The sequence below is a fragment of the Variovorax saccharolyticus genome (assembly GCF_030316765.1).
GTDB lineage: Bacteria > Pseudomonadota > Gammaproteobacteria > Burkholderiales > Burkholderiaceae_C > Variovorax > Variovorax saccharolyticus.
The window spans coordinates 102,802-128,589 of the sequence record NZ_JASZYT010000006.1 but is presented as its reverse complement, the minus strand read 5'-3'; the positions used below and the strand labels follow the sequence as shown (position 1 = coordinate 128,589).

Below are 25,788 nucleotides of genomic sequence, written 5' to 3'. Positions count from 1 at the left end.
TCAGGCGAAGTGGTCGAAGGACGCGAAGCCCTGCGCCACGGCGGCGCCTTGGGCATCGACCAGCCGCAGGCCCGCTTCGGCCTCGATGGCGCCGATGCGTGCGACCGGCGTCGCGCTCGCGCGGCCCGCCTGCTCGACGGCCGCACGCGCCGATGCCGGCGCGGTGAACGCGAGCTCGTAGTCGTCGCCGCCGGCCAGGGTGCAGGCGCGCCGCAGCCCGGTGTCCAGCCCCGCCGCATCGCCGGTCGCCAGCAGCTTCGCGGCGGCATCGGCATCGAGTCGCGCGCCGACGCCGCTGGCGCGCAGCACGTGGCCGAGGTCGCCGACCAGCCCGTCGCTGATGTCGACCGCCGCCGTCGCGATGCCGCGCAGCGCCAGGCCCAGCGCGACCCGCGGCGTGGGCCGCTCCATCCGGCCGCGCGCCAGCTCGAACGAGTCGGCCGGCAGCGCCAGCGTGCCGCGAAAGACTTCGAGCGCCAGCCGCGCATCGCCCAGCGTGCCGCTGACCCAGACATCGTCTCCGGCCCGCGCACCCGAGCGCAGCAGCGCCGCGCCGGCAGGCACTTCGCCGAACACCGTGATGCAGAGATTGAGCGGGCCGCGCGTGGTGTCGCCGCCGACCAGATCGCAGCCGTGGACGTCGGCCAGTGCGAACAGGCCGCGCGAGAAGCCGGCCAGCCAGGTCTCGTCGACCGCCGGCAGCGAGAGCGCCAGCGTGAAGGCCAGCGGCTTCGCACCGCAGGCGGCGAGATCGCTGAGGTTGACCGCCAGCGCCTTGTGGCCGAGCCGCTCGGGGTCGACCGTCGACAGGAAGTGCCGCCCCTCGACCAGCATGTCGGAGGACACCGCCAGCTGCATGCCGGGCGCCGGCGCGAGCAGGGCGCAGTCGTCGCCGACGCCGAGCGGCGAGCGCTGCGCCGGACGCGTGAAGTAGCGCGCGATGAGATCGAATTCGCCGGTGCCGCTCATGCCATGCTCACACCGTCGCGCTTCGGAAGCGCAGCGCGGCCTGCCGGATCACCTCGGCCAGCAGGCGCTCCTTGCCCTGCTTCTCGCGCAGCCAGCGGGCGTCGTTGCGGTTCGCCTCGACGCTGGTGCGCAGCTCGCCGAGCGCCTGCGTGGCGTTGAGCGCCTCGCTGTGCCATTCGAGCTGGGTCATGGTCATGAGGATGTGGTCGCGCAGCGGCATGTGCTCGCCGCTGGCCGGGTCCACGTACAGCGCATCGAGCCCGAAGCGGCAGGCCTGGAAGCGGTTGTAGGTGTAGACCAGGTAGTCGTCCTCGGTCGGCGTGAAAGGCTGCTCCTGCAGGAACCAGGCTGCCAGCGACTGCACGTAGCCGGCCAGCGCGGCGGCCCGCTCGACCGTCAGCGGCGTGTCGAAGACGCGGATCTCGATGGTCCCGAACTCGGGCTTGGGCCGGATGTCCCAGTAGAAGTCCTTCATGCTGCGGACCACGCCGGTGCGGGTCATGCGCATGAAGTAGTTCTCGAACTCCTTCCAGCTCAGCGTGAACGGTGCGCGCCCCGACAGCGGGAAGGCGAACACCGAGTTGAGCCGGGCCGAATCGAACTGCGTGTCCTGCCCCTGCACGAAGGGCGACGACGCCGACAGCGCGATGAAGTGCGGGATGTAGCGCGACATGCGGTGCAGCATCAGGAGCGCCGCATCGGCGTCGGGGCAGCCGATGTGCACGTGCTGGCCGAAGATCGTGAACTGCTTGGACAGGTAGCCGTACAGCTCGGACAGCTCGCGGAAGCGCGGCTTGTCGTAGATGCGCCGCTCGTGCCACTGCTGGAAGGCGTGGGTGCCGCCGCCGACCACCGCGATGTTGAGCTTGTCGGCGTTCCGGACGAGCGCGTCGCGGATCGGCGTCAGCTGCGCGATCACGTCGAGTGCCGAATGGCAGACGTCGGTCGAGATCTCGATCATGCTCGAGGTCATCTCGGGCACCACGCTGCCGGGCAGCGGGGTCTGCGCCATCAGGCGCAGCATGTCCTCGGCATAGGGCGCGAGGTCGTAGTCGTGGGTGTTGACCAGCTGCAGCTCCAGCTCGACGCCGAGCGACAGCGCCACCGACTTGTTGAAGGGCTCGAGCGGCACCACCCGGCTGGCAGGGGTGTTGGCCGGCGCGCCGGTGGCGGGATCGATCGTGCGATGGCTCATCTTTGCGTATCCTCCACGGTGCCGAAGGCCTCCGGCGTCCAGGGCTTGGAGCTCTCGCCGGCGGCATGGATCGCGACCGTGGCGAGCACCGCGCCGAGCACTTCCATCAGCAGGATCGCGGGCAGGGCGATCTGCGTGATCATCGCGCCCAAGAGCGGCGAGGCGGTGACGAAGGCCGAGGTGATCAGCATCGCGATCGACGACAGCGGCGACATCGCGCAGCCGACCCAGAAAGCCTGCTTCCAGCTCGCGCCGCTGCCCGGGTTGGCGATCGCGACGCCGGCGATCTTGGCGACCGCGCGCACGCCGATCACGCTCAGCACCACGCTGGCCACCGGCAGGCTCCAGTCGGCCTGGGCGGCGACGATCGAGACCAGCACGAACATCAGCATCGTGAGCAGCGAGGCCGCGGTGCCGAGCTGCCGGGGCCAGGCCCAGGGCTTCGGGTTGAGCGCCTTCAGCAACACGCCGCCGATCAGGGCCGCGAGCGGCGCCGAGCCGCCGAAGTGCGCGGCCAGCGCGGCCCCGGCGGCGATGATCGCCAGCAGCAGGATCGAGGTGTTCTCGCTGGTCGGGCTCATGACGCGCAGCGCCGAGCGCAGCGACAGCGCCATCAGCGCGCCGACCACGAACGAGAGGCCCAGCACCACGCCGACCGGGTTGAGCTTCTCGAGCAGCCCGGTGGGCGCATGCTCGATCAATCCGGCCTGTGCATAGCCCAGCGCCAGCGCGTAGAAGGTGTTGAGGGTGGCGAGCGTCATGGCGCGCTCGGTCACCGGGCCGGAGGCGCGGGTGTCCATCACGACCCGGCTCAGCACCGCCGGCGAGGCGACGATCGCCATCAGCGCGATCGGGTTCGCGACCGGATCGGGGATGCCGAGCCAGTGCAGGGTCCAGAAGACGCCGAAGTAGGTGAGCGTCGACTCGAGCAGGCTCTGCACCAGCACCATCGGGTTGTGGCGGAACCAGCGCAGCGGCAAGCGGCCGCCGGCCTCGAACAGCACGATGGCGACGCCGAGCTCGAGCAGGAACAGGCTGATGCCCTGCAGCGGCCAGATCGCGCCCTCGAAGCCGGCGAAGCCGACGACGGTGCCGACGATCGAATAGCCCACCACCTTGGGCAGGCCCATGTAGCGTTGCACCAGGTGGCCGGCCGCGGCCGCGGTGGCCAGCAGCAGCGACCACAGCACGGTCGGCAGGCCGGCCGAGGGCCGCACCCACTCCGACCAGAAGCCCAGCAGATCATTGGGAAGGAATGACGTCATCGATTCAGCGTGCGAGGCGTCGGCCTCGCGGAACATCCAGAGCGCGCGAAGCGTTCATGGTTCGAGGGAGAAATGCGTGCTCAGTGCAGCACGCGCGAGGTGGGCATGTCGCCCGCGTCGGCTTCCAGGACCAGCGTGGGAATCGGAATGTCGAAACGTTCGCCGCGCTCGGTGACGAAGAAGAAGCTGCCGTGCATGGTACCGCTGGGCGCCTGCAGCCGGCAGCCGCTGGTGTAGCGGAACGATTCCCCTGGCGCCAGCAGGGGCTGCTGGCCGATCACGCCGAGGCCATCGACCTCCTGCGTGTGGCCGGAGGCGTCGGCGAAGATCCAGTGGCGCGCGATGAGCTGCGCCGCCACCTTGCCGTGGTTGGTCACCGTGACGGCATAGGCGAAGGTGTGGACCCGGTCCTCGGGCGAGGACTGGTCTGGCAGGTAGCGGGGCTCGACCTGGACGCTGATCGGTAGCGTGGACATCGCAGGGATACTAACGGAAGGCTCCGGCGGCGCTGCAAGCTGCCGCCCCTGCTGCGACAATCCGGACCCATGAGCAGCCCCTTCAGAATCGCCCCCTCCATCCTCTCGGCCGACTTCGCCCGCCTCGGCGACGAAGTCCGCGACGTGATCGCCGCCGGCGCCGACTGGATCCATTTCGACGTGATGGACAACCATTACGTGCCGAACCTGACCTTCGGCCCGATGGTCTGCCAGGCGCTCAAGCCGCATGCGAAGACGCCCGACGGCCAGCCGGTGCCGATCGACGTCCACCTCATGATCCAGCCGGTCGATGCCCTGGCCGCGGCCTTCGCGCAGGCCGGCGCCGACTACATCAGCTTTCATCCGGACGCCTCGCCGCACATGCATCGCAGCATCCAGGCGATCAAGGCCGCCGGCTGCAAGGCCGGGCTGGTGTTCAACCCGGGCCTGGGCCTGGAGGCGCTCGACTGGGTGATCGACGACATCGACCTGATCCTGATCATGAGCGTGAACCCCGGCTTCGGCGGCCAGAGCTTCATCGACTCGGCGCTGCGCAAGATCGAGCTGGCGCGCAAGCGCATCGACGAGACCGGCCGCGACATCCGGCTCGAGGTCGACGGCGGCATCAAGGCCGACAACATCGCGCGCGTGGCGAGCGCCGGCGCCGACACCTTCGTGGCGGGCAGCGCGATCTTCAATGCGAAGGACTACGCAAGCGTGGTGCGGGCGATGCGCGAGCAACTGGCCACCGCAGTCAAGGCTTGAGCTTGTCGTTGTAGACCCGGTCGGTCACCGGGCCCTTGTCGGTGTCGACCAGGCCGCGCTCGATGTCCTCGTGCGCCTGACGGCCGACGCGCGGCGGGCCGCCATCCTGGTTCGCCTGGCTGTCGGACGACTGGTCGTGCTCGTGCGGCAGCCGGGGCGCCGATTCCCCGCCCTGCGCGACCTTGGTGTCGCCTCCGCCCGCATCCTTCAGACCGTCGGTCTTCGCGGCTTCCTTCTTCTGGCTGGCCATGATGTGCTCCTGTGACAAGCGGCATTTGTCGCACGCCGGGGCGCCGAAGGCGGTAGGACCGGCTTTCGCCGCGCTGTAGGATGGGCGGCGAAATGACCGCGCCGCCCGACTTCCTTCGCATCCATGGCTACGCGAGCCTGCAGCCCGGGCCGCGCCTGATCGTGCTGGGCGGCGTGCACGGCGACGAGACCTGCGGCACGGCGGGCATCGAGCGCGTGGTGGCCGCCCTCGATGGCGGCTCGCTGCAACTCGTGTGCGGCCAGCTCACGCTGGTGCCGGTGGCCAATCCGCTGGCGCGGCGCCGGCTGCGGCGCGAGGGCGAACGCAACCTCAACCGCCTGTTCCGTCCGACCGCGAGCGGCGCCGAGCCGGCCGACTACGAGGCCCGCATCACCGACCAGCTGTGCCCGCTGCTCGAACGCCACGAGGTGCTGCTCGACCTGCATTCGTTCCAGAGCGCGGGCGAGGCCTTCGCGATGATCGGCCCGCGCGACAACCAGGGCGCGCTGGAGCCTTTCGCGCGCGCCTTCGAGGAAGGGCAGCTGGCGCTGCACCTGGGCACGCCGCGGGTGGTCGAAGGCTGGCTCGACATCTACGCCGCCGGCCTGGCGCAGCGCGGCCAGGCCGCCGACGAGGCGGCGCTGGCCTTCGGCTGGGGCACGAACGAATACATGCGCAGCCGCGGCGGCTATGGCGTGACGCTCGAATGCGGGCAGCACGAGGACCCGGCGGCGCCGGAGGTCGCGTACCGGGCGATCCTCTCGGCGCTGCGCCTGCTCGGGATGATCGAGCCCGACCCGGCCGCGGCGCCGCCGTCGGCGCCTTCGCTGCTGCGGCTGGTCAGCGTCACCGACCGGCTGCACGAGGAGGACCACTTCGTGCGCGAGTGGGCCACCTTCGATCGCGTGGCGCGCGGCGAGCCCATCGGCCTGCGCGCGGACGGCGGCATGCTGCATGCCGACCGCGACGGCTTCATCGTGTTCCCGAACGCCGAGGCGCTGCCGGGCACCGAGTGGTTCTATTTCGCGGTCGAGAGCGAGCGGGACCTGACGCGCCCGGCCTGATCAGCCCCGCCGGGTCGCGATCAGCGGTTTCACGTCCGGCGCCTGCACGCGCGGCCGGTCGGCCTCGACCGCCGCCAGCGGGTCGACTTCCCGCAGGCTCGCCAGGCTGCGCCGCGTGAGGTCCTGGTAGGTGCGGGTGCCTTCGAGCTTCCAGGCCACTTCCTGGTCGCTGAGCTCGCGCAGCACCTTCGCGGGCATGCCGGCGGCGAGCGATCGCGCGGGAATCTTCTTGCCGGCCGGCACGAAGGCGCAGGCCGCGAGGATCGCCGCCTCGCCGATCTCGGCCTCGTCCATGACGACCGCGTTCATGCCGACCAGCGCGTCGCGCCGCACGATGCAGCTGTGCAGCACCGCGCCGTGGCCGATGTGGCCGTTTTCCTCGACCACCGTGTCCTGCGCCGGAAAGCCGTGCACGACGCAGGTGTCCTGCACGTTGGAGCCGCGCTCCAGCACGATGCGGCCGAAGTCGCCGCGCAGCACGGCGCAGGGCCCGACATAGCAGTCCGGCCCGACGATCACGTCGCCGATCAGCACGGCGGTCGGGTGCACATAGGCGCTCGGGTCGACGACCGGCACCACCCCTTCGATGGAATAACAAGGCACGGCTATCTCCGTTTTCTGGTTGGAATCTGGAATCAGGGTAATCCCTTGGCACTTTTGACTTGCGTCAAGCCGGGGTCGATCCTATGATTAACCGACCGGTCGGTCAACGATACTTTTGACGCCGGTCAAGACCCCGCCCCCACGCCAAGACTCAAGACTGGAGACACAGCTTGTCCGAATCACTCGTGCTTGCCCGCCAGCAGGGCCCGGTGCTGACGTTGACGCTGAACCGGCCCACCGCCCTCAACAGCTTCACCGAAGCCATGCACCAGGCGCTGCGCGCCGCGCTCGACACCGCCGCGGCGAATCCCGAAGTGCGCTGCGTGGTGCTCACCGGCGCCGGCCGCGGCTTCTGCGCCGGCCAGGATCTCTCCGACCCGATGGTCGCGCCCTCGGCGCCCGGCGAGCCGCCCAAGGACCTCGCGCTGGCGATCAACACGCTCTACAAGCCGCTGGTGCAGCGCCTCAAGTCGATGCCGGTGCCCGTGGTCGCCGCTGTCAACGGCGTGGCGGCCGGCGCCGGTGCCAACCTGGCGCTGAACTGCGACTTCGTGCTGGCCGGCGAGTCGGCCAGCTTCATCCAGGCCTTCGCCAAGATCGGCCTGGTCCCCGACACCGGCGGCACCTGGCTGCTGCCGCGCATCGTCGGCCGCGCACGTGCGCTGGGTCTCGCCATGCTGGGCGACAAGCTGCCCGCCGCCGAGGCCGAGCGCATCGGCCTGATCTGGAAATGCGTGGCCGATGCCGCACTGGCCGACGAGGCCGGCAAGCTCGCCGAGCGCCTGGCCGCGATGCCCGTGAAGGCGCTGGCCCAGACCCGCGCCGCGATCGACGGCGCCCAGCACCTGACGCTCGACCAGGCGCTCGACGCCGAAGCCGCGGTGCAGGCGCAACTTGGCAGCGCCCACGACTACCTCGAGGGCGTCGCCGCCTTCGGCGCCAAGCGCGCGCCCGTCTTCACCGACCGCTGAACCGAGAGAGAACCCATGCCGACCATCGCCGCCGAAGCGACACCGCAGCAAACCGCCGATCTGGTGCGCGAGCGCATGTATGCGAACGATCCCGCCGTGCGCGGCCTGGGCATCGACGTGACCGAGGTCGCGCCGGGCCAGGCCACGGTCACGATGACCGTGCGCGCCGACATGCTCAACGGCCACGCCACCTGCCACGGCGGCTTCCTCGCCGCTCTGGCCGACACCGCCTTCGCCTACGCCTGCAATTCGTACAACGAACTCACCGTGGCCTCGGGCTTCTCGATCGACCTGGTGGCGCCGGCACGCGAGGGCGACCTGCTCACCGCCCGCAGCGTCGAGCTGTCCAAGGCCGGGCGCACCGGCGTCTACGACAGCGAGATCACCAATCAGCACGGCGAGCGCATCGCGATGTTTCGCGGCCGCTCTTACACCATCAAGGGCAAGCCGGCGGTCGCTGCGTGAGACCTTGCGGGACAGACCAAGAAACTGCGCAGCAGTTTTTGCTCTGTCCTCAACTGACTAGATGGAGATACATCAAATGCCCGTCAAGCAACCCCAACCCGGCGACCTCGACGCCATCGAGACCGCCAGCCGCGACGAAATCCAGGCCCTGCAGATCCAGCGCCTGCGCTGGACCCTGCAGCACGCCTACGACAACGTGCCGCATTACCGCCAGGCCTTCGATGCCAAGGGCGTGCACCCGTCGGACCTGAAGCAGCTGAGCGACCTCGCGAAGTTTCCCTTCACGGCCAAGAAGGACCTGCGCGACAACTACCCCTTCGGCATGTTCGCGGTGCCGCGCGAGAAGGTCTCGCGCATCCATGCATCGTCGGGCACCACCGGCAAGCCGACCGTGGTCGGCTACACGCAGCAGGACATCGACCACTGGGCCGACCTCGTGGCGCGCTCGATCCGCGCTGCCGGCGGCCGCCGCGGCGACATCGTGCACGTGGCCTACGGCTACGGCCTGTTCACCGGCGGCCTCGGCGCGCACTACGGCGCCGAGCGCGCCGGCTGCACCGTGATCCCGATGTCGGGCGGCCAGACCGAAAAGCAGGTGCAGCTGATCCGCGACTTCAAGCCCGATCTCATCATGGTCACGCCGAGCTACATGCAGGTGATCGTCGAGGAGTTCGTGCGCCAGGGCCTCGATCCGCGCGAGTGCTCGCTCAAGGTCGGCATCTTCGGCGCCGAGCCCTGGACCGAGGCGATGCGGCGCGAGATCGAAGGCAAGGCCGGCATCGACGCGGTCGACATCTACGGCCTGTCCGAAGTGATGGGCCCGGGCGTGGCCAGCGAATGCATCGAGACCAAGGACGGTCCGGTGATCTGGGAAGACCACTTCTACCCCGAGATCGTCGACCCCGAGACCGGCGAAGTGCTGCCCGACGGCGAGGAGGGCGAGCTGGTCTTCACCTCGCTCACCAAGGAGGCGCTGCCGATCATCCGCTACCGCACGCGCGATCTCACGCGGCTCCTGCCGCCCACGGCGCGCTCGTTCCGCCGCATGGGCAAGATCGTCGGCCGCTCCGACGACATGCTGATCATCCGCGGCGTCAACGTCTTCCCGACCCAGATCGAGGAGATCGTGCTGCAGCACGCCAAGCTCTCGGGCCAGTACCGCATCAACGTCAGCCGCGACGGCCTGCTCGACACGGTGCAGGTGCAGTGCGAGCTGCAGCCGCAGGCGGCGTCCGCCACCGGCGAGGCCGAGCGGCGCGAGATCACGCAGTGGCTGCAGTCGCGCATCAAGACCCTGGTCGGCATCTCCACGCAGGTGGAAGTGCTGGTTCCCGATTCGATCGAACGCACGCTCACCGGCAAGGCCAGGCGCGTGGTCGATTCCCGTCCCAAATAAGCCCTCCGAAAGGACACACACCATGTACACGCAAGCGATGGACACGATGGGCAAGGAGCCCGGCGACGGCAAGAAGCCGGTGCGCTCTGCCGAGGAGATGCAGCTCGAGCAGCGCTTCGACGCCCGCATCGACGAGGGCGGCTTCATCGAAGCCAAGGACTGGATGCCCGAGCACTACCGCAAGACGCTGGTGCGCCAGATCAGCCAGCACGCGCACTCCGAGATCGTCGGCATGCTGCCCGAAGGCAACTGGATCACGCGCGCGCCCACGCTCAAGCGCAAGGCGATCCTGCTGGCCAAGGTGCAGGACGAGGCAGGCCACGGCCTGTACCTGTATTCGGCTGCCGAGACCCTCGGCACTTCGCGCGACCAGATGGTCGATGCGCTGCATTCGGGCCGCGCCAAGTACAGCTCGATCTTCAACTACCCGACCCTGACCTGGGCCGACATGGGCACCATCGGCTGGCTGGTCGACGGCGCCGCGATCATGAACCAGGTGCCGATCTGCCGCTGCTCGTACGCGCCCTATGCGCGCGCCATGATCCGCATCTGCCGCGAGGAGAGCTTCCACCAGCGCCAGGGCTTCGAGGCGCTGCTGACCATGATGCAGCACGGCACCGAGGCACAGAAGGCGATGGTCCAGGATGCGGTCAACCGCTGGTGGTGGCCCTCGATCATGATGTTCGGGCCGCCCGACGACCAGTCGCCCAACTCGGCGCAGTCGATGCGCTGGGGCATCAAGCGCTTCAGCAACGACGACCTGCGTGCCAAGTTCATCGATGCTGCGGTCGAGCAGGCCAAGGTGCTCGGCGTGAGCTTGCCCGACCCCGAGCTCAAGTGGAACGAGGAGCGCCAGCACCACGACCACGGCGCCATCGACTGGAGCGAATTCTGGCGCGTCGTCGGCGGCGACGGCCCCTGCAACCGCGAGCGCCTGGGCGCCCGCGTCAAGGCCTGGGAAGACGGCGCCTGGGTGCGCGATGCCGCGCTCGCCCATGCCGCCAAGCGCGCCGAGCCCGCCCCCCTGGCGGCCTGAGCCGCGCTGCCAACGAACCCGAATCAAGGAACGACCCCATGACGAATCCGACTCCCGCCTCCGCCGCCGAATGGCCCCTCTGGGAGGTCTTCGTGCGCAGCCGCTCGGGCCTCGACCACAAGCATTGCGGCAGCCTGCACGCGGCCGACCCGAAGATGGCGATCCAGATGGCGCGCGACGTCTACACGCGGCGCCAGGAAGGCACCAGCGTGTGGGTGGTGCGCTCCGACCAGATCGTCGCCAGCGACCCGGCCGACAAGGACATGTACTTCGATCCGATGGAAGACAAGGTCTACCGCCATCCGACCTTCTACAAGCTCCCCGGTTCCGTCGACCACATGTGAGCGTCCGACCATGCAAGCCTCCATCGCCATCGAATCCACGCCCGCCGTGCAGTACCTGCTGCGCCTCGGCGACACCTGCCTGATCCTCGGCCAGCGCATCGCCGAATGGTCGGGCCACGCACCGATCCTCGAGGAAGACATCGCGCTGTCGAACATGGCGCTCGACCTGATCGGCCAGGCCCGCGCCGTGCTGACGCACGCGGGCCGCATCGAAGGCCTCGGCCACGACGAGGACCAGCTGGCCTTCCTGCGCGACGAGAAGGACTACCGCAACCTGACCCTGGTCGAGCTGCCGCGCGGCGACTTCGCCTTCACGGTGCTGCGCAACGCGATGGTCGCGACGCTCATGAAGCTGCTGTGGGAGCGCCTGCGCGACTCGGCCGATGCCGAGCTCGCGGGCATCGCCGGCAAGGCGGTCAAGGAAGCGCGCTATCACCAGCAGCATGCGGCCGACTGGGTGGTGCGGCTGGGCGACGGCACGGAAGAATCCCGCCGCCGCGTCGAGCGCGCGCTGGCCGACCTCTGGCTCTATGCGCCGGAGATGTTCGAGTCCGACGCGGTCGACGAGGCCGCGGCCGCCGCCGGCCTGGGCCCGCGCTGGTCGGAACTGGAGGCGCCCTGGCGCGCCGAGATGCGCACGATCCTCGGCGAAGCCGCGCTGGCCGAGCCCAAGGAAGCCGCCTTCCGCAGCACCGGCAAGCACGGCGTCCACAGCGAGCACATGGGCTACATCCTGGCCGAGATGCAGCACCTGCAGCGCTCGTTCCCCGGAGGCGTCTGGTGACTGCCCCCGCCGCGCTCGACACGCGCTGCGCGCAGGCCTGGGACGTGCTCGGGACCGTGCTCGACCCCGAGGTGCCGGCGCTGTCGGTGCGCGACCTCGGCATCGTGCGCGACGTGATCGAGCACGGCGACGCGCTCGAGGTCGTGCTGACGCCGACCTACTCGGGCTGCCCTGCCACCGAGGTGATCGAGCACGACGTGCTCGAGGCGATTGCCAAGGCCGGCCTCGGCCCGGCCTATGTCACCTTGCAGCGCGCGCCGGCCTGGACCACCGACTGGATCAGCGCCGACGGCCGCCAGAAGCTGTCCGACTACGGCATCGCGCCCCCCGGGCCGGCCTCGACCGACGGCACGGTGCCGATCCGCTTCTTCGGCCGCCGCGTCGACGCGATCGCCTGTCCGCGCTGCGGCAGCAGCAACACCGAGCGGCTGTCGGCCTTCGGCTCCACCGCCTGCAAGGCGATGTACCGCTGCGTGAGCTGCCGCGAACCCTTCGAGCACTTCAAGCCCATATGAAAAACACCCCCATGTCGGCCCACTTCGTGTGGCTTCCCACCCCCTTGCAGGGGGCAATACCAGCGGCCCGGCGAAGCCGGTTCCGCGGTATTCCTGGATGGGAGCGCCGCATGGCGGCTGCTCCTGGTCGGGAGCTGCCGCGGAACCGGCTTTGCCGGGCCGCTGGCGGCGCCCCCGGTAGGGGGTGGGCGGCTACGCGAAGCGAGCAAGACTGGGGGGGAGCAACAAAATGAGCGTCATCTTCCACCCGCTTCGCGTCCGCGCCGTCGAGCCCGACACCGACGAAGCCGTCATCGTCTCCTTCGACGTCCCGACCGATCTGCGCGAGGCCTTCGGCTTCACCCAGGGCCAGTACCTCACCTTGCGCAAGGACATCGACGGCCAGGACCTGCGCCGCTCCTATTCGATCTGTGCCGGCGTCGACGACGGCGAGCTCCGCGTCGGCGTGCGCAAGGTCAAGGGCGGCACCTTCTCGAACTGGATCAACGAGCAGCTGCAGCCCGGCGACACGATCAACGTGATGGCGCCGCAGGGCCGCTTCTTCGTGCCGATCGAGCCGCAATCGAAGCGCCAGCACGTGGGCATCGTCGGCGGCAGCGGCATCACGCCGATCCTGTCGATCATGAAGACGGTGCTGGCGCGCGAGCCGCAGTCGCGCTTCACGCTCATCTACGGCAACCGCAAGCTGCAGTCCACGATGTTCAAGGAAGAGCTCGAGGACCTGAAGAACCGCTACATGACGCGGCTGGTGCTGCACCACGTGTTCTCGGGCGAGCCGACCGACGCGCCGCTCAACATGGGCCGCATGGACCGCGCCAAGCTCGGCGACTTCCTGTCGAGCGTGGTGCCGGCCGGCGCCATCGACCACGCCTACATCTGCGGCCCGTTCCAGATGAACGACGAGGCCGAGGCCGCGCTGCTCGCAGCCGGCGTGCCCGAGGAGCGCATCCACATCGAGCGCTTCGGCGTCGCCGCGCCCGAGGGCGCGCCGGTGGGCGCCGTGATCCACGAGGCGAAGCCCGGCGACGCCGAGGTGGCGAAGATCGTCATCGTGCGCGACGGCCTGCAGCGCGAGATCGAGTTCCGCCGCGACCAGCCGAGCATCCTCGACTGCGCCTCGGCGGCCGGCATGGAAGTGCCTTTCTCGTGCACCTCGGGCGTCTGCGGCACCTGCCGCGCCAAGGTGGTCGAGGGCAAGGTGCGAATGGAGCGAAACTTCGCACTCGACAAGAACGAGGTGGCGGCCGGTTTCGTGCTGACCTGCCAGGCGCATCCGCTGACCGAGCGCGTGGTGCTCTCGTTCGACGAACGCTGAAACCCACCCCAAGGAAGCCATGGCCCGCGGACGCTCTGCCGGATACGACGATCAACGCGAGATGATCCTCGCGCATGCGGCGCTGCTGTTCGCCAACCGCGGCTATTCGGCCACCTCCATGAACCAGGTGGCCGAGGCCTGCGGCTTTTCCAAGGCCCTGCTCTATCACTACTACCGCGACAAATACAGCCTGCTGGTGAGCATCGCCGAGAACCATGTCTCGCGCCTCGAAGACCTGGTGGCCGATGTCGAGCAGCAAGGCCTGGCGCCCGACGTGCGGCTGCGCGAGCTGATCCGCCGCTTCGTCGAGGAATACGCCGGCGCCAAGCATGCGCACCGCGTGCTCACCGAGGACGTCAAGTTCCTCGAAGAAGACGACCGCGAGCGCGTGCTCGGCACCCAGCGCACCGTGGTCGCCGGCTTCGCGCGCGTGGTTGCCGAACTGCGGCCCGACCTCGAGCAGGCCGCGCTGGCCAAGCCGCTGACCATGCTGCTGTTCGGCATGATCAACTGGATGTTCATCTGGATGCGACCGGACGGCGAACTCGACTACGAGACGATGGCGCCCGTGGTGGCCGACCTGTTCCTCGGCGGACTGCCGGCGGTGCAGCTGCCGCTTCGGGTGTCCGCCTTCGACGGCTGAGCAGCCGCATGGCGCATCCATTCAACCCTTTCATCAACCCCCTCGAAAAACCGGAGACACCCGTATGAAGCTTCTGAAACCCATTGCCTTCGCAGCCATGCTGCTGGCCGCGGCGCTGGCCCAGGCCGACATCAATGTCGGCGTCACCGTGTCGGCCACCGGCCCGGCCGCGTCGCTCGGCATTCCCGAGAAGAACACCATCGCGCTGATGCCCAAGACCATCGGCGGCCAGAAGGTCAATTACATCGTGCTCGACGACGCCAGCGACACCACGGCCGCGGTCAACAACACGCGCAAGCTGATCTCCGAGAACAAGGTCGACGTGATCCTCGGCTCGACGACCACGCCGAACTCGCTGGCCATGATCGACGTCGCCGCCGAGAGCCAGACGCCGATGATCTCGATGGCTGCCTCGGCCCGCATCATCGAGCCGATGGATGCCAAGAAGCGCTGGGTCTTCAAGACGCCGCAGAACGACATCATGATGTCGCTCGCGATCGCCGAACACATGGCTTCCAGCGGCGTCAAGACGGTCGGCTTCGTCGGCTTCTCCGATGCCTACGGCGAAGGCTGGTTCCAGGAGTTCAGCAAGGCCGCCGACCTGAAGAAGATCAAGATCGTCGCCAACGAGCGCTATTCGCGCACCGACACCTCGGTCACGGGCCAGACGCTCAAGCTGATGTCGGCCAAGCCCGATGCGGTGCTGGTCGCCGGCTCGGGCACGCCGGCCGCACTGCCGCAGAAGAGCCTCAAGGAGCGCGGCTACACGGGCAAGGTCTACCAGACCCACGGCGTCGCCAACGCCGACTTCCTGCGCGTCGGCGGCAAAGACGTCGAAGGCACCCTGCTGCCGGCCGGCCCGGTGCTGGTGGCGGAGCAACTGCCTGCGGGCAACCCCGTGAAGAAGTCGGCGCTGGCCTATGTCGCCGCCTACGAGGCTGCCAATGGCAAGGGCTCGGTGTCGACCTTCGGCGCCCACGCCTGGGACACCGGCCTGCTGATGGCCGCCGCGGTGCCGGTCGCGCTCAAGAAGGCGCAGCCGGGCACGCCCGAGTTCCGCGCCGCACTGCGCGATGCGCTGGAGCAGGTCAAGGAACTGCCGGGTGCGCATGGCGTGTTCAACATGACGGCCAACGACCACCTGGGCCTGGACCAGCGCGCACGCGTGATGGTCAAGATCGAGAACGGCGCCTGGAAGTACATCCCTCCCGCGAATTGACGCTCGCCCCCAGGTTGGCTCACTTCGTGTAGCCGCCCACCCCCTGCCGGGGGCAACACCAGCGGCCCGGCAAAGCCGGTTCCGCGGTGTTCCACCAAGGGGCCTGGCTTCGCCGGCCTCGAGGTTGCCAAGGCGAATCGGCGTCTCGATTTTGGAAAGACTTCAATGGACTTGCAGATTGCCCTGTTGCTCGGGCAGGACGGCATCGTCAACGGCGCGGTTTACGGACTGATGGCCTTGGCCCTGGTGCTGGTGTTTTCCGTCACGCGGGTGATCTTCATCCCGCAGGGCGAACTGGTGGCCTTCGGCGCTCTGTCGATGGCGGCGCTGACCGCCGGGCGCGTGCCGGCCACGCTGTGGCTGCTGGTCGCCCTGGCCGCGATGACGCTGGTGGTCGAAGCCTGGCGCTGGAAGCGCGGCGCCACGGTCGACTGGAAATCGACGCTGGTGTGGACCGTGCTGTTCCCCGTGATCGCCGCCGGCCTGGCGCTGGGCCTGCGACCGAGCTCGCTCGCGCTGCAGGCGGTGACCACCTTGTTCCTCATCACGCCGCTGGGCCCGCTGCTGTACCGGCTGGCCTACCGTCCGCTGGCCGATGCCACGGTGCTGATCCTGCTGATCGTCTCGGTCGCGCTGCACGGCGTGCTGGTCGGCCTCGGCCTGCTGTTCTTCGGCGCCGAGGGCTCGCGCACGCCGGCCTTCTCCGAGGCGCGTTTCGACATCGGCAGCGTGCCCATCAGCGGCCAGTCGCTGGTGGTGGTGGGCGTCGCCTTCGTGCTCGTGCTGCTGATGTTCCTCTTCTTCGAACGCTCGATCGTCGGCAAGGCGCTGCGCGCCACCGCCATGAACCGGGTCGGCGCCCGGCTGATGGGCATTCCGACCGACCTGTCGGGTGACCTGAGCTTCGCGCTCGCGGCGCTGATCGGTGCGGTCTCGGGCCTGCTGATCGCGCCGCTGACCACGGTCTACTACGACACCGGCTTCCTGATCGGCCTCAAGGGCTTCGTCGCCGCGATCGTCGGCGGGCTCGCGAGCTACCCGATCGCGCTGGTCGGCGCCCTGCTGGTGGGCCAGCTCGAGGCCTTCTCATCGTTCTGGGCCAGCGCCTTCAAGGAGGTGCTGGTGTTCACCTTGATCATTCCCGTCCTCTGGTGGCGCTCGCTGCGCAGCCGTCATGTGGAGGACGAGGAATGACCCGCCGCCACCTCACCCTGATCTGCATCGCCGCGCTGGCGCTGGCCTGGCCCTGGCTGCCGGACTTCACCGTCACGGTGTTCAGCTACATCGCGCTCTATTCGCTGGTCGCGGCCGGGCTCGTGATGCTCACCGGCGTCGGCGGCATGACCTCTTTCGGCCAGGCCGCCTTCGTCGCCGTCGGCGCCTACGCCACGGCCTGGGTCTGCACCTCGCCGGCGGCCGCGGCGGCGCTCGGCGGCATCGTGCCGCCGGCGCTGCTGCCCTGGGTCGGCCTGCTGTTCGGCATGGCGCTGACCTTCGTCGTCGCCTGGGGGCTCGGCGCGATCACGCTGAAGCTCTCGGGCCACTACCTGCCGCTGTGCACGATCGCCTGGGGCTTGAGCCTCTACTTCCTGTTCGGCAACCTCGAGTTCCTCGGCGGCCAGACGGGCATCACCGGCGTGCCGGCGCTGACGGTCTTCGGCTTCTCGCTGGCGTCGCCACGCGCCCTGGGACCGGTGATCTGGGGCGTGCTGCTGCTGGCGCTCTGGGCGCTGCACAACCTGCTCGACTCGCGCGAGGGACGCGCGGTGCGCGCGCTCAAGTCGGGCCGCGTGATGGCCGAGTCGATGGGCGTCGACACGGCGCGCTACCGGGTCAAGGTGTTCGTGCTGGCCGCGTTGCTGGCGGCGCTGTCGGGCTGGCTCTACGCGCACATGCAGCGCTTCGTGAACCCGACGCCGTTCAACATCAACATCGGCATCGAGTACCTGTTCATGGCGGTGGTCGGCGGCTCGGGCCACTTGTGGGGCGCGGTGCTCGGCGCGACGCTGATCACCCTGGTCAAGGAGCAGCTGCAGGACATCCTGCCGAAGCTGCTGGGCGCCAGCGGTAACTTCGAGGTGATCGTCTTCGGCCTCTTGATGCTGTTCGTGCTGCAGCGCTTCGCCGAAGGGCTCTGGCCGACGCTGGCCCGCGTGAGCGGCCGCTTCCTGAAGCCCGAGCCGGTGAAGCCCGCGAGTGCGATCACGGCGCTGGACAGCCGCAAGCTGCCGGCCGCCGGCCAGCTGCTGCTCGAGGCCGACCGCGTGACCAAGCGCTTCGGCGGCCTGGTCGCGAACAACGCGGTCGCGATGACGCTCAAGGCCGGCGAGGTGCATGCGCTGATCGGCCCGAACGGGGCCGGCAAGAGCACCTTCTTCAACATGATCTCGGGCGTCGACGACCCGACCGAGGGCGAAGTCCGCCTGCTCGGCGAGGCGATGACCGGCAAGCCTTCGCGCGACTTCGCGGCGCGCGGCCTGGGCCGCACCTTCCAGCATGTGCGGCTGCTCGGCAATCGCAGCGTGCTCGAAAACGTCGCGCTGGGCGCCCACCGGCGCGGCCACCGCGGCTGGATCGCCTCGATGCTGCGGCTCGATCGTGCCGAAGAGGCCGCGCTGCTGGCCGAGGCGCGCCGGCAGATCGAACGCTGCGGCCTCGGCGCCCATGCCGACGCGCCGGCCGCCTCGCTGGCGCTGGGCCAGCAGCGGGTGGTCGAGATCGCGCGCGCGCTGGCCGGCCAGCCGGCCGCGCTGCTGCTCGACGAGCCGGCCGCGGGCCTGCGCCATCTCGAGAAGCAGGCGCTGGCCGAACTGCTGTCGCAGCTGCGCGCCGAAGGCCTCGGCATCCTGGTGGTCGAGCACGACATGGAATTCGTCATGAACCTGGCCGACCGCATCACGGTGCTCGAGTTCGGCGCCGTCATCGCCGAGGGCACGCCGGCCCAGGTGCAATCCAACCCCCGTGTGCTGGACGCCTACCTGGGCGGCAGCGACGAACCTCTCGCGGCAGCGGCATGACTTCCCTTTTCCAACTCCAGGATTTCAGCGTCGCCTACGGCGCGGTCGAGGCGGTGCACCAGGTGGCGCTGCAGGTGAACGAGGGCGAGATCGTCACCGTCATCGGTCCCAACGGCGCCGGCAAGACCACGCTGCTGTGCGCGGCGATGGGCCTGCTGCCGTCCAGCGGCAGCCTGAGCTTGGCGGGCGAACGCATCGCGCGGCCCAGCGTCGAGGCGATGGTCGCGCGCGGGGTCGCGCTGGTGCCCGAGCGGCGCGAGCTGTTCGGCGAGATGTCGGTCGAGGACAACCTGCTGCTCGGCGGCTTCTACCGCTGGCGCACCGGCCGCCGCGACCAGAAGGAGCGCATGGAGGAGGTCTTCGCGATCTTCCCGCGCCTCAAGGAGCGCCGCGAACAACTCTCCAGCACGCTCTCCGGCGGCGAGCGCCAGATGCTGGCCATCGGCCGCGCGCTGATGGCGCGGCCGCGTCTCCTGATGCTCGACGAGCCTTCGCTGGGCCTGGCGCCGCTGATCGTGCGCGAGGTGCTGCACGTGGTGTCGTCGCTGCGCGCGCACGGCGTGTCGGTGCTGCTGGTCGAGCAGAACGCGCGCGCCGCGCTGCAGGTGGCCGACCGCGGCTATGTGCTGGAGACCGGCGCCGTGGCGCTGACCGGCCCGGCGCAGGAGCTGCTGCACGACCGGCGAATCATCGACACCTATCTCGGCCTCGGCAACAAGAACGCCGTGACGTGACCCCCACGCTCCCTCACTTCGTGTAGTCGCTTGCCCGGCGCCGGCCTCGTCTCTTCCTTCCTGGAGAACTCTATGACTCAAATCCTTCAAAGCTTCATCGGCGGCCGCTGGCTCGGCGCGCAGGGTGCGCAGGCGCTGCGCAGCGCCATCAACGGCCGTCCGGTGGCCAGCACGCATGCCGAGGAAATCGACTTCGGCGAAGCCCTGGCCCACGCGCGCACGGTCGGCCTCGCGAACCTGCTGGCGATGGACTTCCAGCAGCGCGCCCAGCGCCTGCGCGCGCTCTCCAAGTACCTGGCCGAGCACAAGGAAGAGCTCTACGCGATCTCGGCCCACACCGGCGCCACGCGTGCCGACAGCTGGATCGACATCGAGGGCGGCGCCGGCACGCTGGCAGCCTACGCCGGCATCGGCGGCAACGAGCTGCCTTCCGGCAACCTGGTGCACGAAGGCCCGGCCATGCCGCTCGGCAAGAAGGGCGGCTTCGCAGGCACCCACATCCTGGTGCCGCGGCGCGGCGTCGCGGTCCACATCAACGCCTTCAACTTCCCGGTTTGGGGCCTGCTCGAGAAATGGGCGCCGAGCTTCCTCGCGGGCATGCCCTGCATCGGCAAGCCGGCCACCTCGACCAGCTACCTGACCGAGGCGCTGGTGCGCCTCATGCACCGCTCGGGCCTGTTGCCCGAGGGCAGCCTGCAGCTGGTGATCGGCAGCACCGGCGACCTGCTCGACCGGCTCGACGGCATGGACGTCGTGACCTTCACCGGCTCCGCCGACACCGCCGCCAAGCTGCGCGTGCATCCGAACGTCGTGCGCCAGTCGATCCCCTTCAATGCCGAGGCCGACTCGCTCAACTGCGCCATCCTGGCGCCCGACGTGTCACCCGACGACGAGGAGTTCGACCTCTTCGTCAAGGAGGTGGCGCGCGAGATGACGGTCAAGTCGGGCCAGAAGTGCACCGCGATCCGGCGCGCGATCGTGCCGCGCCAGCACGTCGACGCGGTGGCCGAGAAGCTGCGTGCGCGGCTCGCCAAGACCGTGGTCGGCGACCCGGCGCGCGAGGACGTGCGCATGGGCGCGCTGGCCTCGCATGCGCAGCAGGCCGACGTCGCCGAGCGCGTGCGCCTGCTGATGCAGGGCGCCGAACTGGTCTATGGCGAGCGCGACGGCTTCGCGCCGCAGGGCGAGGGCGTGGCCGAGGGCGCGTTCTTCTCGCCGACCCTGCTGCTGGCGCGCGATCCGCTCGGCAACGACGCGGTGCACGACATCGAGGCCTTCGGCCCGGTCAGCACGCTGATGGCCTACGACGGCCTCGACGAGGCGCTGGCGCTCGCTGCGCGCGGCCGCGGCAGCCTGGTCGGCACGCTGGTCACCAAGGACCCGGCGACTGCGGCGCGCGCGATCCCGATCGCCGCCGCGCACCACGGCCGCCTGCTGGTGCTGGACCGCGAGGCCGCGGCCGAATCGACCGGCCACGGTTCGCCGCTGCCCTTCCTCAAGCACGGCGGCCCGGGCCGCGCGGGCGGCGGCGAAGAGCTGGGCGGACTGCGCGCGGTCAAGCACTACCTGCAGCGCGCCGCGCTGCAGGGCTCGCCGAGCATGATCGCTGCCGTGACCGGCGAGTACATGCGCGGCGCCAAGCTCAATGAATCCGAGCTGCACCCGTTCCGCAAGCACTTCGAGGACCTCGCCATCGGCGACTCGCTGCTGACGCACCGGCGCACCGTCGGCGAGGCCGACATCGTGGCCTTCGGCGGCATCTCGGGCGACTACTTCTACATGCACTTCGACGAGGTCGCGGCCAAGGAAAGCCCGTTCGGCAAGCGCATCGCGCACGGCTACTTCGTGCTGTCGGCGGCGGCCGGCCTGTTCGTCTCGCCGGCGCCCGGGCCGGTGCTGGCGAACTACGGGCTCGACACCTTGCGCTTCATCAAGCCGGTGGGCATCGGCGACACGATCCGCGCCCGCCTCACCTGCAAGCGCAAGATCGACCGCAACAAGAAAGACGCCAACGGCGTCGGCCAGGGCGTGGTCGCCTGGGACGTCGAAGTCACCAACCAGGACGGCGACCTGGTGGCGAGCTACGACATCCTGACGCTGGTCGCGAAGAAGACCTGAGGCCCGGCGCCTCCGGATCGGGGCCAGTTCCTACAGTCGGGTTCTCCGGCGCACACTAAGGTGCCAGCCTGGAGAACCCCATGCCCGCAGCCTCCCGAGCACGCGAAGCCCTGGCGCCGTACCACGGCAAGCGCGACTTCAAGAAGACACCCGAACCGCGCACCGGCGGCAAGTCCGGCCGCGGCTCGCTCTCCTTCGTCGTCCAGAAGCACCATGCGAGCCATCTGCACTACGACTTCCGGCTCGAGCTCGACGGCACGCTGAAGAGCTGGGCGGTACCCAAGGGGCCCTGTCTGGATCCGGCCGTGAAGCGCATGGCGGTGCAGGTCGAAGACCACCCGATCTCCTATGGCAGCTTCGAAGGCACCATCCCGCCCAAGCAGTACGGCGCCGGCACCGTGATCGTCTGGGATCGGGGCGAGTGGGTGGCCGAAGGCGATGCGCGGCAGGGGCTGGCCGAGGGCAAGCTCAAGTTCGAGCTGCGCGGCCGCAAGCTGCGCGGCCGCTGGACCCTGGTGCGGATGCGCAGCGAGGGCGAGAAGCAGGTGCCGTGGCTGCTGATCAAGGAGAGAGATGCCGAAGTGCGGCTGCTGGCGGACTACGACGTCGTCGAGGCCGAGCCCGACAGCGTGCTGAGTGGCCGCGACGTGGACCATCCGCCGCCGCCGGTCGCGCCGGGCGGACCGGCCGGCAAGAGCCCTGCGAAGAGCGCAAAGAGCGCGAAGAGCGCGAAGAGTGCCGCGACTGCAACGAGCGCGGGGCGCAAGGCGGCGTTGCCGGCTGCGCTGGCGCCGCAGTTGGCGACGCTCGCTGCGGGGCCGCCCGCCAGGCCCGGCGACTGGCTCTACGAACTCAAGTTCGACGGCTATCGCCTGCTGGCGCGCATCGACGGCGACAGGGTTCAATGCATCACGCGCAACGGCCACGACTGGACCGCGAAGCTGCCGACGCTGGCGAAGGCGCTGGCGAGGCTGAAGACGAAGTCCGCGTGGCTGGACGGCGAGATCGTGGTTGCCGGCGAGCACGGCGCACCCGATTTCCAGGCGTTGCAGAACGCCTTCGACCGCGGTGCCACGTCGAAGATCGCCTACTGGCTGTTCGATGCCCCCTTTCTCGATGGGCTGGACCTGCGCTCGCTGCCGCTCGAGGAGCGCCGGGAGCGTCTGGCGCGCCTGCTCGGCAGCCGGCCGCCGGCGCAGCTGCGGCTCAGCGAGGCCTTCGACGCCGCGCCGCGCGACCTGCTCGCCTCGTCGGCGAAGCTGGGCTTCGAGGGCATCGTCGGCAAGCGCAGGGGCTCGGCCTACGTGTCGCGCCGCTCGCCCGACTGGATCAAGCTCAAGAACCAGCGCCGGCAGGAGTTCGTGATCGGCGGCTATACCGCGCCGAAGGGCTCGCGCTCGGGCTTCGGCTCGCTGCTGCTCGGCGTCCACGACGACGCCGGCGGGCTGAGCTACTGCGGCAATGTCGGCACCGGATTCGACGAAAGCCGGCTGGCCGACATCAAGGCCCGGCTCGACGAGCAGGCCAGCGAGCAGTGCCCCTTCAACGAAAGACCCGCCGGTGTCGCGGCACAGTGGGTCAAGCCGGTGCTGGTGTGCGAGGTGTCCTTCGGCGAGTGGACGCGCGAGGGCCGCATTCGCCATTCGGTGTTCCAGGGTCTGCGCAGCGACAAGCCGGCGGCGCAGATCCGGCGCGAGCTGGCCGAGCCGCCCGAGCCCGCATCGACCGGCCGCGGCGGCGACACGACCCAAGGAGCGACGAAGTCCATGGCCCTGCGCATCACCCACGCCGAGCGCGTGATCGACAAGAAGAGCGGCGTCACCAAGGGCGAACTGGTCGCCTTCTACGAACGGGTGGCACCACTCATGCTGCCGCACCTCAAAGGCCGGCCGGTGTCGCTGGTGCGTGCGCCCGAGGGCATCGGCGGCGAGCTGTTCTTCCAGAAGCATGCGCAGCACAGCGAGATGCCCGGCGTGAAGCTGCTCGACCCCGCGCTCGACCGCGACCACGATCCGCTGCTGCAGATCGACTCGGCGCGCGGACTGCTGTCGGCAGCGCAGATGAACGTGATCGAGCTGCACACCTGGAACGCCACCTCGAAGGCCATCGACACGCCCGATCGCATGACCTTCGACCTCGACCCCGGCGAGGGCGTGCCCTGGGCCCGGATGCAGGAAGCGGCGCTGCTGGTGCAGACCCTGCTGACCGAGCTCGGCCTGCCGGCCTTCCTGAAGACCAGCGGCGGCAAGGGCCTGCACGTGCTGGTGCCGATCAGGCGGCACTACGGATGGGACGCGGTCAAGGGCTTCTCGCAGGCGGTCGTGCAGCACCTGGCGAGCACCATTCCCGATCGCTTCGTCGCCAAGAGCGGCCCGCGCAACCGGGTCGGCAAGATCTTCGTCGACTACCTGCGCAATGGCTTCGGCGCGACCACGGTCAGCGCCTGGTCGGCGCGCTCGCGGCCCGGCCTCGGCGTGTCGGTGCCGCTGGCTTGGGACGAGTTGCCGGAACTCGAGAGCGCGTCGCAATGGACGGTGCAGAACATCTCGCGCCGGCTCGCCACGGGCAACCAGCCCTGGGCCGAGTTCGACAAGAGCGGCCGGGCGCTCGGCCCCGCGATGAAGCGGCTGGGCTACGCGCCGCCCTGAGGCGCTCGGCTCAATCCTCGAGGCTTTCGAGGTTCTTCACCGCGTAGATCAGCGCGCCGCCCCTGAGCATGCGCACCACGGTGTCGCGGTCGCCGGCCGAGAACACCATGCAGCCTTCGCTGAGCCCGGCCTTGCCTTGCGCCTGGACCAGGTCCGGATCCATGTAGGAGTGGCCGTGAATCACGATCAGGCGCTCGAACGCCAGGCTGTTGCTTTCCGACAGGCCGTGCAGCCGCATCGACAGGCCGTGCCCGGGCTGGCCGCTGATGTAGGTGGCACCGGTGAGGTACAGGCCCAGGCTGCTGGTCTCGCTGTCGGGAACGTTGGAGAAAGTCTCCGCATAGCCGTCGTCGTCGGGACCTTCGGAGCCTATGCCGTGGGCGACATGAAAGCTCTGCACGACCTGCTCGCTGCTGCGATCGATCACGTAGAAGCGTGGCCGGCTCGAGTGCTCCGAGAAATCGAGCACGGCGGCGTAGCGGTGGTCCGAGGACTTGCCCAGCACATAGGCGATCGCGACGTCCATCAGCATCGAGCGATCCGCCTGCGCGATCGCCGGGCCGGCCCACAGCGTGCCGGCCGCCAGCAGGGCTAGCGCACGGTGGACAGCACCGTGGCGCGGCATCGGGCCTGCTCCGATCGCTGCAGCAGGACGCAGTTGTCCAGGGCGCGCTGCTGCATGTCGCTCAAGCGGGGCATCGACGAGGGCGGCGCGCGCCATCCAGGCTGCTGGTTCTGCCAGCCGTTGTTGTTGTTCCAGCCGTTGTCGTTCCAGCCGTTGTTGCCGTTGTTCCAGCCGTTGTTGTTGTCCCAGCCATTGTTGTTGCCCCAACCGTTGTTGCTGTTGCGGTTCCAGCCGCTGTTGCGCTGGTTCTGCATCTGCCACATGCAGCTGTTGAAGTCCATGCCCGAGCGGCCGCTGGCGCAGAAGCGTCGATCGCTCTCGAAGGCCGCATCGTTGCGCTGGGCGGCCGCCGGCGTCAGGGTCGCGAGGCCCGCCAGCGCCAGAGTCGCCACCTTCGAAGTCAGGCCCAGTCGTTTCATGTCGCTTTCCGGTTTCGGCACATCAACGGAGCGTACGCCAAAACAGTCCGGCGGGTTCGCGCAACGATGCTCAGGCGGCGACCGCGAGCACTTCGTCGGTGGTCACTTCGAAGCGCTCCAGCGTGTTGAGGCCGAACACCATCGTGATCGGAACGTCGGCCGCGTCGCGGCCGCGCGCGATCACCACGCGGCCGATGCGCGGCGTGTTGTGGCGGGCGTCGAAGGTGTGCCAGCGGTCGCCGAGGTAGACCTCGAACCAGGCGCTGAAATCCATCGGATAGGGCACCGGCGGAATGCCGATGTCGCCGAGATAGCCCGTGACGTAGCGGGCCGGGATGTTCATGCAGCGGCACAGCGTGATGGCCAGCTGCGTGAAGTCCCGGCAAACGCCGACTCTTTCGCGGAAGGCCTCCAGTGCGGTCCGCGTGGCGCGTGCGCATTGGTAGTCGAAGCGCAGGTGGCGGTGCACGAAGTCGCAGATCGCCTGCACGCGCTGCCAGCCTTGCGGCACGCCGCCGAACTGCGCCCAGGCGAACTGCAGCAGCTCGCTGTCGACCTCGCAGTAGCGGCTGGGCAGCAGGAACTGGAGGGTTTCCACCGGCAGGTCGGCCGGTGCATGCTCGATCGCGCCGTACGACACCGGGTCCGGCCAGCCGGTGTCGAACACCACGGCCTCGTTGCGCAGCCGTACCCGGTTCACGCCCAGTGGAACCGCCACGCGGGCGCAGTGGTTATTGAAGCTGTCGGTGTAGTGGTCGGTGCGCAGCGGCGGACTGATCGTGAGGTTCTCCATGCCCTGCAGATCGGCTGCGCGCGAAGGATGCAGCTGGAGCATGTAGATGAGGGCGGTCGGCGCCGTGACGCCGAGCTCGATGTCGAAACCGATTCTGATGAGCATGGCGGGCAGACCTTTGGGTGGGGAGATGCAGTTGAAGCAGGTTTGATGCCGGCT

At 69.4% G+C, this 25,788-nt stretch carries 26 protein-coding genes; 17 read left to right on the top strand and 9 right to left on the bottom strand.

What is annotated here, in order from left to right:
- The 4 genes from thiL to apaG all read right to left on the bottom strand — a co-directional run bounded on the left by thiL (position 1) and on the right by apaG (position 3,905).
- On the bottom strand, positions 1-969 hold the full coding sequence (thiL, locus tag QTI45_RS19130) for a thiamine-phosphate kinase (protein ID WP_286372018.1): 969 nt from the start codon (positions 967-969) through the stop codon (positions 1-3).
- Positions 970-976: 7 nt separating this feature from the next.
- Entirely contained in the window at positions 977-2,101 is a 1,125-nt protein-coding gene (locus QTI45_RS19125) for a YbdK family carboxylate-amine ligase (protein ID WP_286372114.1), read from the bottom strand.
- A gap of 59 nt (positions 2,102-2,160) precedes the next feature.
- Positions 2,161-3,429: a cation:proton antiporter gene (locus QTI45_RS19120; RefSeq protein ID WP_286372017.1), complete on the bottom strand. Its 1,269-nt coding sequence runs from the start codon at positions 3,427-3,429 to the stop codon at positions 2,161-2,163.
- Positions 3,430-3,509: 80 nt separating this feature from the next.
- Positions 3,510-3,905 carry a Co2+/Mg2+ efflux facilitator ApaG/CorD gene (gene apaG, locus QTI45_RS19115; protein WP_286655529.1) on the bottom strand — a complete coding sequence of 132 codons (396 nt, stop codon included), beginning with the start codon at positions 3,903-3,905 and terminating at the stop codon, positions 3,510-3,512.
- A gap of 69 nt (positions 3,906-3,974) precedes the next feature.
- Here apaG and rpe point away from each other — a divergent pair, with 69 nt between their 5' ends.
- On the top strand, positions 3,975-4,670 hold the full coding sequence (rpe, locus tag QTI45_RS19110) for a ribulose-phosphate 3-epimerase (protein WP_286372015.1): 696 nt from the start codon (positions 3,975-3,977) through the stop codon (positions 4,668-4,670).
- Here the strand turns inward: rpe and QTI45_RS19105 are convergent.
- Positions 4,660-4,920 (bottom strand): hypothetical protein, encoded by a 261-nt coding sequence (locus tag QTI45_RS19105; protein WP_286655528.1) that lies wholly within the window; start codon positions 4,918-4,920, stop codon positions 4,660-4,662. The genes rpe and QTI45_RS19105 overlap by 11 nt on opposite strands.
- 92 nt (positions 4,921-5,012) lie before the next feature.
- On the opposite strand from QTI45_RS19105, the gene QTI45_RS19100 reads away from it, so the two are divergent.
- Positions 5,013-5,984, top strand: a complete 972-nt coding sequence (locus QTI45_RS19100) for a M14 family metallopeptidase (protein WP_286655527.1) — start codon at positions 5,013-5,015, stop codon at positions 5,982-5,984.
- Here the strand turns inward: QTI45_RS19100 and QTI45_RS19095 are convergent, their stop codons facing one another.
- Positions 5,985-6,587, bottom strand: coding sequence for a phenylacetic acid degradation protein PaaY (locus QTI45_RS19095; protein ID WP_286372012.1), 603 nt, complete (start codon positions 6,585-6,587; stop codon positions 5,985-5,987).
- Between the two features lie 170 nt (positions 6,588-6,757).
- On the opposite strand from QTI45_RS19095, the gene QTI45_RS19090 reads away from it, so the two are divergent.
- The 15 genes from QTI45_RS19090 to ligD all read left to right on the top strand — a co-directional run bounded on the left by QTI45_RS19090 (position 6,758) and on the right by ligD (position 23,792).
- A complete protein-coding gene (locus tag QTI45_RS19090; protein ID WP_286372011.1) occupies positions 6,758-7,558 on the top strand; it encodes an enoyl-CoA hydratase-related protein in 801 nt (266 codons plus the stop codon).
- Positions 7,559-7,573: 15 nt separating this feature from the next.
- The gene (paaI, locus tag QTI45_RS19085; RefSeq protein ID WP_286372010.1) at positions 7,574-8,023 is read left to right on the top strand and encodes a hydroxyphenylacetyl-CoA thioesterase PaaI; all 450 of its coding nucleotides are present in this window, start codon (positions 7,574-7,576) and stop codon (positions 8,021-8,023) included.
- A 76-nt stretch (positions 8,024-8,099) separates the two neighbouring features.
- The gene (paaK, locus tag QTI45_RS19080) at positions 8,100-9,419 is read left to right on the top strand and encodes a phenylacetate--CoA ligase PaaK (protein ID WP_286372009.1); all 1,320 of its coding nucleotides are present in this window, start codon (positions 8,100-8,102) and stop codon (positions 9,417-9,419) included.
- Positions 9,420-9,441: 22 nt separating this feature from the next.
- Complete coding sequence (paaA, locus tag QTI45_RS19075; protein WP_286372008.1) at positions 9,442-10,455, top strand: 1,2-phenylacetyl-CoA epoxidase subunit PaaA; 1,014 nt, start codon at positions 9,442-9,444, stop codon at positions 10,453-10,455.
- A gap of 38 nt (positions 10,456-10,493) precedes the next feature.
- Positions 10,494-10,799, top strand: a complete 306-nt coding sequence (gene paaB, locus QTI45_RS19070) for a 1,2-phenylacetyl-CoA epoxidase subunit PaaB (RefSeq protein ID WP_286372007.1) — start codon at positions 10,494-10,496, stop codon at positions 10,797-10,799.
- Positions 10,800-10,809: 10 nt separating this feature from the next.
- Entirely contained in the window at positions 10,810-11,583 is a 774-nt protein-coding gene (gene paaC, locus QTI45_RS19065) for a 1,2-phenylacetyl-CoA epoxidase subunit PaaC (protein ID WP_286372006.1), read from the top strand.
- On the top strand, positions 11,577-12,098 hold the full coding sequence (paaD, locus tag QTI45_RS19060) for a 1,2-phenylacetyl-CoA epoxidase subunit PaaD (protein WP_444813189.1): 522 nt from the start codon (positions 11,577-11,579) through the stop codon (positions 12,096-12,098). The genes paaC and paaD overlap by 7 nt, the downstream gene beginning before the upstream one ends.
- Before the next feature lie 229 nt (positions 12,099-12,327).
- Positions 12,328-13,413, top strand: a complete 1,086-nt coding sequence (paaE, locus tag QTI45_RS19055) for a 1,2-phenylacetyl-CoA epoxidase subunit PaaE (protein ID WP_286372004.1) — start codon at positions 12,328-12,330, stop codon at positions 13,411-13,413.
- Between the two features lie 19 nt (positions 13,414-13,432).
- Complete coding sequence (locus QTI45_RS19050) at positions 13,433-14,056, top strand: TetR/AcrR family transcriptional regulator (protein WP_286372003.1); 624 nt, start codon at positions 13,433-13,435, stop codon at positions 14,054-14,056.
- A 64-nt stretch (positions 14,057-14,120) separates the two neighbouring features.
- A complete protein-coding gene (locus QTI45_RS19045; RefSeq protein ID WP_286372002.1) occupies positions 14,121-15,275 on the top strand; it encodes an ABC transporter substrate-binding protein in 1,155 nt (384 codons plus the stop codon).
- Between the two features lie 165 nt (positions 15,276-15,440).
- Positions 15,441-16,469 (top strand): branched-chain amino acid ABC transporter permease, encoded by a 1,029-nt coding sequence (locus QTI45_RS19040; protein WP_286372001.1) that lies wholly within the window; start codon positions 15,441-15,443, stop codon positions 16,467-16,469.
- Positions 16,466-18,292 (top strand): branched-chain amino acid ABC transporter ATP-binding protein/permease, encoded by a 1,827-nt coding sequence (locus QTI45_RS19035; RefSeq protein ID WP_286655526.1) that lies wholly within the window; start codon positions 16,466-16,468, stop codon positions 18,290-18,292. Before QTI45_RS19040 ends, QTI45_RS19035 begins: the two co-directional genes overlap by 4 nt.
- Positions 18,289-19,026: an ABC transporter ATP-binding protein gene (locus QTI45_RS19030; RefSeq protein WP_286371999.1), complete on the top strand. Its 738-nt coding sequence runs from the start codon at positions 18,289-18,291 to the stop codon at positions 19,024-19,026. The genes QTI45_RS19035 and QTI45_RS19030 overlap by 4 nt, the downstream gene beginning before the upstream one ends.
- A 72-nt stretch (positions 19,027-19,098) precedes the next feature.
- Positions 19,099-21,144: a phenylacetic acid degradation bifunctional protein PaaZ gene (gene paaZ, locus QTI45_RS19025; RefSeq protein WP_286655525.1), complete on the top strand. Its 2,046-nt coding sequence runs from the start codon at positions 19,099-19,101 to the stop codon at positions 21,142-21,144.
- Between the two features lie 80 nt (positions 21,145-21,224).
- Positions 21,225-23,792: a DNA ligase D gene (ligD, locus tag QTI45_RS19020; protein WP_286655524.1), complete on the top strand. Its 2,568-nt coding sequence runs from the start codon at positions 21,225-21,227 to the stop codon at positions 23,790-23,792.
- Between the two features lie 10 nt (positions 23,793-23,802).
- On the opposite strand, the gene QTI45_RS19015 is transcribed toward ligD, so the two are convergent.
- From QTI45_RS19015 to QTI45_RS19005, 3 genes are all read right to left on the bottom strand, one after another.
- Positions 23,803-24,417, bottom strand: a complete 615-nt coding sequence (locus QTI45_RS19015) for a murein L,D-transpeptidase catalytic domain-containing protein (RefSeq protein WP_286371996.1) — start codon at positions 24,415-24,417, stop codon at positions 23,803-23,805.
- A complete protein-coding gene (locus QTI45_RS19010) occupies positions 24,384-24,836 on the bottom strand; it encodes a hypothetical protein (protein ID WP_286655523.1) in 453 nt (150 codons plus the stop codon). The genes QTI45_RS19015 and QTI45_RS19010 overlap by 34 nt, the downstream gene beginning before the upstream one ends.
- Positions 24,837-24,906: 70 nt before the next feature.
- The gene (locus tag QTI45_RS19005) at positions 24,907-25,734 is read right to left on the bottom strand and encodes a transglutaminase-like domain-containing protein (RefSeq protein ID WP_286655522.1); all 828 of its coding nucleotides are present in this window, start codon (positions 25,732-25,734) and stop codon (positions 24,907-24,909) included.
- Positions 25,735-25,788: the final 54 nt, after the last annotated feature.

Bases quoted from the DNA above. Each gene is read 5' to 3' on its own strand.
- thiL (WP_286372018.1), bottom strand. From the start codon at position 969: ATGAGCGGCACCGGCGAATTCGATCTCATCGCGCGCTACTTCACGCGT.
- QTI45_RS19120 (WP_286372017.1), bottom strand. From the start codon at position 3,429: ATGACGTCATTCCTTCCCAATGATCTGCTGGGCTTCTGGTCGGAGTGG.
- apaG (WP_286655529.1), bottom strand. From the start codon at position 3,905: ATGTCCACGCTACCGATCAGCGTCCAGGTCGAGCCCCGCTACCTGCCA.
- rpe (WP_286372015.1), top strand. From the start codon at position 3,975: ATGAGCAGCCCCTTCAGAATCGCCCCCTCCATCCTCTCGGCCGACTTC.
- QTI45_RS19105 (WP_286655528.1), bottom strand. From the start codon at position 4,920: ATGGCCAGCCAGAAGAAGGAAGCCGCGAAGACCGACGGTCTGAAGGAT.
- QTI45_RS19100 (WP_286655527.1), top strand. From the start codon at position 5,013: ATGACCGCGCCGCCCGACTTCCTTCGCATCCATGGCTACGCGAGCCTG.
- paaI (WP_286372010.1), top strand. From the start codon at position 7,574: ATGCCGACCATCGCCGCCGAAGCGACACCGCAGCAAACCGCCGATCTG.
- paaK (WP_286372009.1), top strand. From the start codon at position 8,100: ATGCCCGTCAAGCAACCCCAACCCGGCGACCTCGACGCCATCGAGACC.
- paaA (WP_286372008.1), top strand. From the start codon at position 9,442: ATGTACACGCAAGCGATGGACACGATGGGCAAGGAGCCCGGCGACGGC.
- paaB (WP_286372007.1), top strand. From the start codon at position 10,494: ATGACGAATCCGACTCCCGCCTCCGCCGCCGAATGGCCCCTCTGGGAG.
- paaC (WP_286372006.1), top strand. From the start codon at position 10,810: ATGCAAGCCTCCATCGCCATCGAATCCACGCCCGCCGTGCAGTACCTG.
- paaE (WP_286372004.1), top strand. From the start codon at position 12,328: ATGAGCGTCATCTTCCACCCGCTTCGCGTCCGCGCCGTCGAGCCCGAC.
- QTI45_RS19050 (WP_286372003.1), top strand. From the start codon at position 13,433: ATGGCCCGCGGACGCTCTGCCGGATACGACGATCAACGCGAGATGATC.
- QTI45_RS19045 (WP_286372002.1), top strand. From the start codon at position 14,121: ATGAAGCTTCTGAAACCCATTGCCTTCGCAGCCATGCTGCTGGCCGCG.
- QTI45_RS19040 (WP_286372001.1), top strand. From the start codon at position 15,441: ATGGACTTGCAGATTGCCCTGTTGCTCGGGCAGGACGGCATCGTCAAC.
- QTI45_RS19035 (WP_286655526.1), top strand. From the start codon at position 16,466: ATGACCCGCCGCCACCTCACCCTGATCTGCATCGCCGCGCTGGCGCTG.
- QTI45_RS19030 (WP_286371999.1), top strand. From the start codon at position 18,289: ATGACTTCCCTTTTCCAACTCCAGGATTTCAGCGTCGCCTACGGCGCG.
- paaZ (WP_286655525.1), top strand. From the start codon at position 19,099: ATGACTCAAATCCTTCAAAGCTTCATCGGCGGCCGCTGGCTCGGCGCG.
- ligD (WP_286655524.1), top strand. From the start codon at position 21,225: ATGCCCGCAGCCTCCCGAGCACGCGAAGCCCTGGCGCCGTACCACGGC.
- QTI45_RS19015 (WP_286371996.1), bottom strand. From the start codon at position 24,417: ATGCCGCGCCACGGTGCTGTCCACCGTGCGCTAGCCCTGCTGGCGGCC.
- QTI45_RS19010 (WP_286655523.1), bottom strand. From the start codon at position 24,836: ATGAAACGACTGGGCCTGACTTCGAAGGTGGCGACTCTGGCGCTGGCG.
- QTI45_RS19005 (WP_286655522.1), bottom strand. From the start codon at position 25,734: ATGCTCATCAGAATCGGTTTCGACATCGAGCTCGGCGTCACGGCGCCG.